The following is a 7,538-nucleotide window of genomic DNA, read 5'->3' on the forward strand; positions in this document are numbered from 1 at the left end:
GTTGAAAGCATCGGGAATGCTAGTATAATAACAGGGAGAGCGTATTGGAAAGGGAAGAATATAATATGCAAAAAATTAAAATTGTAACAGATTCAACGGCAGATTTATCAAAAGATATAATTGAGAAGTATGATATTCATGTTTTACCATTATCTATTTCTGTAAATGGACAAACATACTTAGATCGTGTAGATTTGCAACCGGATGAATTTATTGAAGAAATGATTAAATCAGAAGAATTACCAAAAACATCACAACCGGCTATGGGTACATTTGTAGAAATGTATGACAAGCTAGGCGAAGATGGAAGTGAAGTACTTTCCATTCATATGACAGGTGGAATGAGCGGTACTGTCGCAACAGCGAATAGCGCTGCATCAATGACAGATACAAAAGTAACAGTTGTTGATTCTCAATTTATTACACATGCTTTAGCATATCAAGTAATTGAAGCGGCAAAAATGGCAAAAGAAGAATGCTCACTAGAAGATATTTTAAAACGTATTGATGAAGTAAGAAAGAATACTCGTTTATATGTTGTCGTAGATACATTAGAAAACTTAGTAAAAGGTGGACGCATCGGTAAAGGTAAGGCACTTATTGGTTCTTTACTTAATATTAAACCAATTGCAAGTTTAGAAGGCGGCGTATATAATCCGGTAACGAAAGTACGTAGCCAAGGGCAGATTGTAAAAACGTTGGCTAAACTATTCGAGGAAGATACTGCTGGAAAAGTGGTGAAAGCTGTTGCGATTCCACATGCTAAAGCAATTCCTTTAGCAGAAAGTGTAAAAGCTGCTGTTGAAAAAGTGAATGGATTCACTCAATCAGAGATTTTCTATACAACACCAGTTATCAGTACTCATACAGGACCAGGAGCAATTGGTTTTATGTATTTAGCAGAGTAATAAAAAAGCTACTTGAAATGAATTTTCAAGTAGCTTTTTTATTATTTCAGGACAGAAAATAAGAAATGAGAAGGGCAATACAGGCGCTACCGCTAATTATATAGCGAGTCTGTAAATAATCTTTCATGGAAAACACCCTTTTCAATTTTTTAAAGTATATGATAAATTACTCGCAAAAATTAGTACTATTATACATGAGAAGTTTCTGTGATTTTTACTGGTTCTTTAACTGGGACAATAGGGCTATAAGTGAAAGTTTGACCTAAAAAGAGAACATGTAGCTGTTCCCACGGTAGCATTCGTAAATTCCAGTTATTTCGTAGTCGTGTTACTGCTTCCCTTGGTGTTTCATCTGCTAAAGCAAAAGTACCGTAGTGCATGGGAATGAAATGTGTAGCTTTTATATCTAGATAGGCTTGCACAGCTTCTTCTGGTGAAACGTGAGACACTTTCATAAACCATTCTGGTTCATAGGCACCAATTGGCATAAGTGCAATATCGATTGAAAAATGTTTGCCGATCTCTTTAAATCCTTGGAAATAACCACTATCACCACAAAAATAAATGGTTTCTGAAGAAGTCATATTATCAATGATCCACCCTCCCCAGTGAGAGGTGTTCATATCAAATAATGTTCTTCTCGTCCAGTGCTGGGCAGGTACGAAGTGAAAAGAGACTTCATCAATTGTTGTACTTTCCCACCAGTTGTATTCTTCAACATTGGTGAATTTTTTACGAGTAAATAATTTTTTTAGCCCAATAGGAACAAGGTATAAGGCATCATCATTTAGTTGACGAAGAGATGAAAAGTCTAAATGATCGTAATGACCGTGTGAAATAAGAACGATATCGATTTTAGGTAGTTCTTTTATAGTGAGCCCTGGCTCAGTAAGTCGTGGAACTAACTTTAATTTATTTGCCCATACTGGATCTGTTAAAATATTTAAGCCGTTCGTTTGAATGAGAAAAGTTGAATGACCAATCCATGTGACAGTCGTTTTTTCAAAGTTATTTAGTAGAAATTTACTTTGTTTAACAGGTGATTGTTCTACTAGAAAAGAAAAGTCTTTTTTGTTTTGCTTTCTTTCTTTACGCCAACGTAAGAAGGAGCGAATTGATTTTTTTGTACTTGCATTATCCATATTTTCATAGCGCTTTGCCATGAACATCACCTCATTTAAAATCGTTGTAGTTGTATTGTACCGAAATGTTGTTAAGGAATACAGTGTTTAACATGGATTAATGTTTAAGTAATTGTAAAAAAATAGGGGGATTTATTTGCAAATTTAACAATGAACTTCGTTTCGCAAATAATGGTTAGAGAAATAATAGTAGTAAAATATATTTTGTCTAGTAATTCGCTTGAAATAAAGAAGTAACATACGTAAATTCGTACGATTTCGTGAACAAATGATGTAAACAATTTTCTCATAGTGTTTACTTTTGGTATGATATACATAACTTACATAAATTAAGGATAGAGAAGAGAGGTTTAATAATGAAGCGTTATCAAAAGTTAATTGGTCTTATGGTTGTATTTTGTCTCTTTGTACTTGCAGGTTGTGGCAGTTCAGGGTCAAAATTACGTAAACCGTTAAACTGGGATTTAGAAACTTTCCAATTTACAAATCAAGAAGGAAATCCGTTTGGTACAAAAGATTTAAAAGGGAAAGTTTGGGTAGCTGATTTCATGTTTACAAGCTGTCAAACGGTTTGTCCGCCAATGACTGCTAATATGGCGAAATTACAGAAAATGGCTAAGGAAGAGAAATTAGACGTTCAGTTTGTTTCGTTTAGTGTAGACCCTGAACTTGATAAACCAGAAAATTTGAAAGCATTCATTCAAAAGTTTACAGAGGATACAAGTAATTGGAACTTGTTAACAGGTTATTCACTGGAGGATATTACAAAGTTTTCAAAAGATAACTTCCAATCGCTTGTAGATAAACCAGAGAATGGGCAAGTAATACACGGTACATCATTTTTCTTAGTCGATCAAAATGGAAAAGTAATGAAAAAATATAGCGGCATTAGCAATACGCCATACGAAGATATTATACGTGATATGAAGCGATTAGCTGATTAAAAAGAAGGGTGCTAAGCACCCTTCTTTTATTAGTATTCAGTCTATGGATAATATGTCATGCTGTTGTGGTAATTTCGGTGCGCGAATTTCTAATACACCGTTTTGATAAGAAGCTTTCGTTGCTTTTTTATTAATTAAATATGGTAACTTAATAATTCGTGACGCTTCTGAAATGGAACGTTCCCGGCGATAATAGTTATGAGATGTCTGTTCTTCTTCCGTCTCTTCAAGTATATCTTCTTTTACAGAGACTTTTAAGTATTCGCTTTGTATTTCAATTTGAATTTGTTCTTTTTGTATACCTGGTAGTTCGGCTGTAACGACGAGTTCGTCACCAACTTCGTATAAATCTACTGGGAATGTTAATAAACGGTTTCCTTTTTGGAAAAAATGATTTAAATCAGCAATTACGCCACGAAGAGGTGTTTGTTCGAAAAAATCATCAATTTGTTTTAAATAATTACGAACCGGTGGGCGAGAAGAATCTTTTTTTTCTTCACTCATGGTATTACCTCCTAGAAATCAATTTGCAATATCATATGACAAAAGCGGAGAAAGGTGAGTGCCTAGTTTTCATGTTTTCATAAAAAAATGTTAAAAATGTGAAATGGAGTGAGTTTTTTATAGTTTTTGGTCGCCATATTCAGTTGATTATGCTAGTATAAATAGGGTTGATATAGTAGTATTGAGACAGAATGAAAACTGAAAGAGGGTAAGAAGTATGTGTGGTTTTGTAGGATGTTTATGTGAAAACCCTAGAGAGTTTTCAGAAACAGAAAAACATCAATTTGAAAATATGAACACGATGATTTTCCACCGCGGTCCAGATGACGAAGGATATTTTCGTGATGAACATGTACAATTTGGCTTCCGCCGTTTAAGTATCATTGACTTAGAGGCAGGACATCAGCCGCTAACTTATGAAAATGATCGATATGTAATTATTTTTAATGGTGAAATTTACAATTATGTAGAACTACGTGAAATGTTACTTGAAAAAGGTGCAACTTTTGCTACACAATCTGATACAGAAGTTATCATTGCATTGTATGCACATATGAAAGAAAAATGTGTAGACTACCTTCGTGGTATGTTCGCATTTATGATTTGGGATCGTGAAGAAAAGACACTTTTCGGTGCACGTGACCACTTCGGTATTAAGCCTTTATACATCGCACAACAAGGTGATACTACATTCTTCGCATCTGAGAAGAAAAGTATTATGCATGTAATGGAAGACAAAGGGGTAAACCCAAAGTCACTACAACACTACTTTACGTACCAATATGGTCCAGAGCCAGAAACATTAACAATTGATGTTAACAAAATTGAGCCTGGTCATTACTTCGTAAAAGAAATCGGTAAAGAGATGGAAATCCATCGCTACTGGAATCCTTATTTCAACGCTTCAAGCGCAACGAAAGAGGAGCATATCCAAGCAATTCGTGATGTATTATACGATTCTGTAAAAGTACATATGCGTAGTGATGTACCAGTAGGTTCTTTCTTATCTGGTGGTATCGATTCATCTATTATTGCTTCTATCGCAAGAGAAATGAATCCAAATCTATTAACATTCTCTATTGGTTTCGAACAACGTGGTTTCAGTGAAGTTGATGTTGCGAAAGAAACTGCTGAGAAATTAGGAGTTAAAAACCATAACGTATTCATTACAGCGCAAGAATTTATGGATGAGTTCCCGAAAATCATTTGGCATATGGATGATCCTTTAGCGGATCCAGCAGCTGTACCATTGTATTTCGTTGCGAAAGAAGCGCGTAAACATGTAACGGTTGTTCTTTCTGGTGAAGGTGCAGACGAGCTATTTGGTGGATATAACATTTATCGTGAGCCAAACTCTTTAAAAATGTTCTCTTACATTCCTAGCCCAGGAAAGAGTGTTCTAAAGGCATTAAGTGGTGCTCTTAAAGAAGGGTTTAAAGGAAAAAGCTTCTTAGAGCGTGGATGTACGCCAATCGAAGAGCGTTACTATGGAAATGCGAAAATCTTCCGTGAAGAAGAGAAAGCTGAATTAATGAAGTATTACGATGAAAGTGTTAACTATATGGATATCACGAAACCATTGTATAACGAAATTAAAGATTATGATGATGTAAGTAAAATGCAGTACATTGATATGTTCACATGGTTACGCGGCGATATTTTATTAAAAGCTGATAAAATGACGATGGCAAATTCATTAGAACTTCGTGTACCGTTCTTAGATAAAGAAGTATTTGACGTTGCATCTAAAATTCCGACAGAATTTAAAATTGCAAACGGAACAACGAAAGCTATATTACGTGAAGCTGCTCGTGGAATTGTTCCGGATCACGTGTTAGATCGTAAAAAGCTTGGATTCCCAGTACCAATTCGTCACTGGTTAAAAGATGAAATGCACGATTGGGCTGTAAATATTATTAAAGAAAGCAAAACTGAGCATTTAATCGAAAAACAGTATGTATTAAACTTACTGGAAGCACATTGTGCAGATAAAGGCGATTATAGCCGTAAAATTTGGACTGTACTTGCGTTTATGGTATGGCATCAAATTTATGTTGAGCATAAATACGATACGAATAAGTTCCACGAAGAAACAAAGCGTGCGTATAGCTTAGTTTAATAAAAAACCTTAAGGTCGCATTCGATCTTAAGGTTTTTTTCATAAATTGCATTTATTATTGATACAATAATAGTAAAAGGATGGACAACATATGATTACGTTTGAGAAAGTAAATACAGAAAATGAAAGCGCTGTAAAAGAAATGTTTCACTCACACAGCTTAGATGAGAAAAAGGTTCAGTATTGTGTAAAGGTTGATGATACATATATTGGTGTAATAGATTATAGCGTTCAAGAAGAGAGTGCTATTTTGTCACAGTTAATTATTCATTTTGATTATCAAGGTTATGGATACGGGACAAATACGTATTTTACATTTGAAGAAATGATGAAACAGAGAAATGTGAAAGAAATAAAAGTATTGCAAGAAATGTTTACGGAACAAGCTAAATCTTTCATAGAGGGATCTGGTTTTATTGAGGAAAATGGAATATATGTAAAGAAAATATAGTGAATATTGATTAGGTGATGATATGAATATAAGGTAGGTGGACGTATGACGATAACTTCTGGTCTTGTATTAGTTGGAGGTTGTTTTATAGTAGCAGAACTATGCCAGACTTTTATTCGGAAAAGAATGTATAAGAAGAGAAGACCATATGAATTACAATATATTCCCGTATTTTTAATTTTGTTTTGTATGCTATTTGTATTGCAAAACATAACGTATTTCCCACCTCTTTTGAACATCTTTTTGAAGTTTGGGTTGCTATATAGCGGCGGTGGGATATTTCTTTTATTTCTTTTATTTTGCATACGTTACATCCATTATCAATCGTATATATTCATTTTAAATTGGCTAAAGCAAAGCGATAGAAACCGCCTTACATAAGGGTTTTTTTTTATTTGTACTTGTAACGGAACTTGTACAATTAACATAAAATAGGACGAGTAGAAATGAAAGCTTATTACAATAAAGAAAGGAACGAAAAAGATATATGAAACTTGTTATAGACGCAGGGCATGGTGGATATGATTCTGGTGCTGTTGGTAATGGGTTAGTGGAAAAAGAGTTAACACTTCAAATTGCTAGACGTGTGCGAGATATTTTATCTGCAAATTATCCAATCAATATTAAAATGACACGTGATAGTGATGTGTTTATCTCTTTATCAGAACGTGCTAATATTGCTAATTCATTTGGTGCAGATTATTTTATCTCATTTCACATTAATAGTGGCGGTGGAACTGGATTTGAAAGTTATATTTACAACGCGCTATCTAATAGTAGTTCCGCATATGAAAAGCAACAAAAAATGCATGCAGCAGTCAATCCTGTATTAACAAAATACGGTCTTCGTGACCGAGGAGCCAAAAAAGCAAATTATGCGGTACTAAGAGAGACTGCAATGGATGCAATTTTAACAGAGACTGCCTTTATTGATACAACGTTTGATGCTAATTTATTGAAAAATCCACAATTTATCGAAGATCTAAGCCAAGCGTATGCAAACGGAATAGCAGCTATTTTTGGAGTAGCTCCAAATCCGAATCCTCCAAATCCACAACCTCCAAACCCACAGCCAACACCACAAACGAAGGGGATTGCCTATATACTTGGGAAAAATGTGAATTTAAGAAGTGGCCCATCAACGTCTTCTTCAGTTATTCGTCAACTAAACGCCCCAGAATCGTATGTCGTATATCAGGAAAGTAACGGATGGTTAGACTTAGGAAATGGACAATGGGTGTATAATGACCCTTCGTACATTAATTTTGTAAAGACGAGCAATAGTGATGGAAGTCCAATTGGTGTCGCTTATATAAAAGGAACGAATGTGAACTTAAGAAGTGGTCCATCAACATCTTCTTCAGTTATTCGTAAATTAAATAATCCTGAATCGTATTTAGTGTATATTAATCAAAACGGTTGGTTGAACCTTGGTGGAAATCAATGGGTGTATAATGATCCATCATATAT

8 protein-coding genes are annotated in these 7,538 nt (G+C 34.6%); 6 read left to right on the forward strand and 2 right to left on the reverse strand.

The window, feature by feature from the left end:
- Positions 1 to 65: 65 nt before the first annotated feature.
- A complete protein-coding gene (locus tag AB3X49_RS14835; RefSeq protein ID WP_033707617.1) occupies positions 66 to 908 on the forward strand; it encodes a DegV family protein in 843 nt (280 codons plus the stop codon).
- Positions 909 to 1,096: 188 nt separating this feature from the next.
- Here AB3X49_RS14835 and AB3X49_RS14840 read toward each other — a convergent pair whose 3' ends face one another.
- Positions 1,097 to 2,071: an MBL fold metallo-hydrolase gene (locus tag AB3X49_RS14840; protein WP_002012711.1), complete on the reverse strand. Its 975-nt coding sequence runs from the start codon at positions 2,069 to 2,071 to the stop codon at positions 1,097 to 1,099.
- Positions 2,072 to 2,406: 335 nt separating this feature from the next.
- On the opposite strand from AB3X49_RS14840, the gene AB3X49_RS14845 reads away from it, so the two are divergent.
- Positions 2,407 to 2,994 carry an SCO family protein gene (locus tag AB3X49_RS14845; RefSeq protein ID WP_367963032.1) on the forward strand — a complete coding sequence of 196 codons (588 nt, stop codon included), beginning with the start codon at positions 2,407 to 2,409 and terminating at the stop codon, positions 2,992 to 2,994.
- 36 nt (positions 2,995 to 3,030) lie between these two features.
- Here the strand turns inward: AB3X49_RS14845 and AB3X49_RS14850 are convergent, their stop codons facing one another.
- On the reverse strand, positions 3,031 to 3,498 hold the full coding sequence (locus AB3X49_RS14850; RefSeq protein ID WP_002012708.1) for an Hsp20/alpha crystallin family protein: 468 nt from the start codon (positions 3,496 to 3,498) through the stop codon (positions 3,031 to 3,033).
- A 217-nt stretch (positions 3,499 to 3,715) separates the two neighbouring features.
- On the opposite strand from AB3X49_RS14850, the gene asnB reads away from it, so the two are divergent.
- The 4 genes from asnB to AB3X49_RS14870 all read left to right on the forward strand — a co-directional run.
- Complete coding sequence (gene asnB, locus AB3X49_RS14855; RefSeq protein WP_002012706.1) at positions 3,716 to 5,617, forward strand: asparagine synthase (glutamine-hydrolyzing); 1,902 nt, start codon at positions 3,716 to 3,718, stop codon at positions 5,615 to 5,617.
- A gap of 91 nt (positions 5,618 to 5,708) precedes the next feature.
- Positions 5,709 to 6,068, forward strand: a complete 360-nt coding sequence (locus tag AB3X49_RS14860; protein WP_002012705.1) for a GNAT family N-acetyltransferase — start codon at positions 5,709 to 5,711, stop codon at positions 6,066 to 6,068.
- A gap of 45 nt (positions 6,069 to 6,113) precedes the next feature.
- Positions 6,114 to 6,449 (forward strand): hypothetical protein, encoded by a 336-nt coding sequence (locus AB3X49_RS14865; protein WP_012260872.1) that lies wholly within the window; start codon positions 6,114 to 6,116, stop codon positions 6,447 to 6,449.
- A gap of 106 nt (positions 6,450 to 6,555) precedes the next feature.
- Positions 6,556 to 7,538, forward strand: a 983-nt coding sequence (locus AB3X49_RS14870) for an N-acetylmuramoyl-L-alanine amidase (protein WP_367963035.1), incomplete at its 3' end; no start/stop codon positions are given.

Origin of the sequence: Bacillus sp. C30 (genome assembly GCF_040838255.1) — a bacterium.
GTDB classification, from domain to species: Bacteria; Bacillota; Bacilli; order Bacillales; family Bacillaceae_G; genus Bacillus_A; species Bacillus_A mycoides.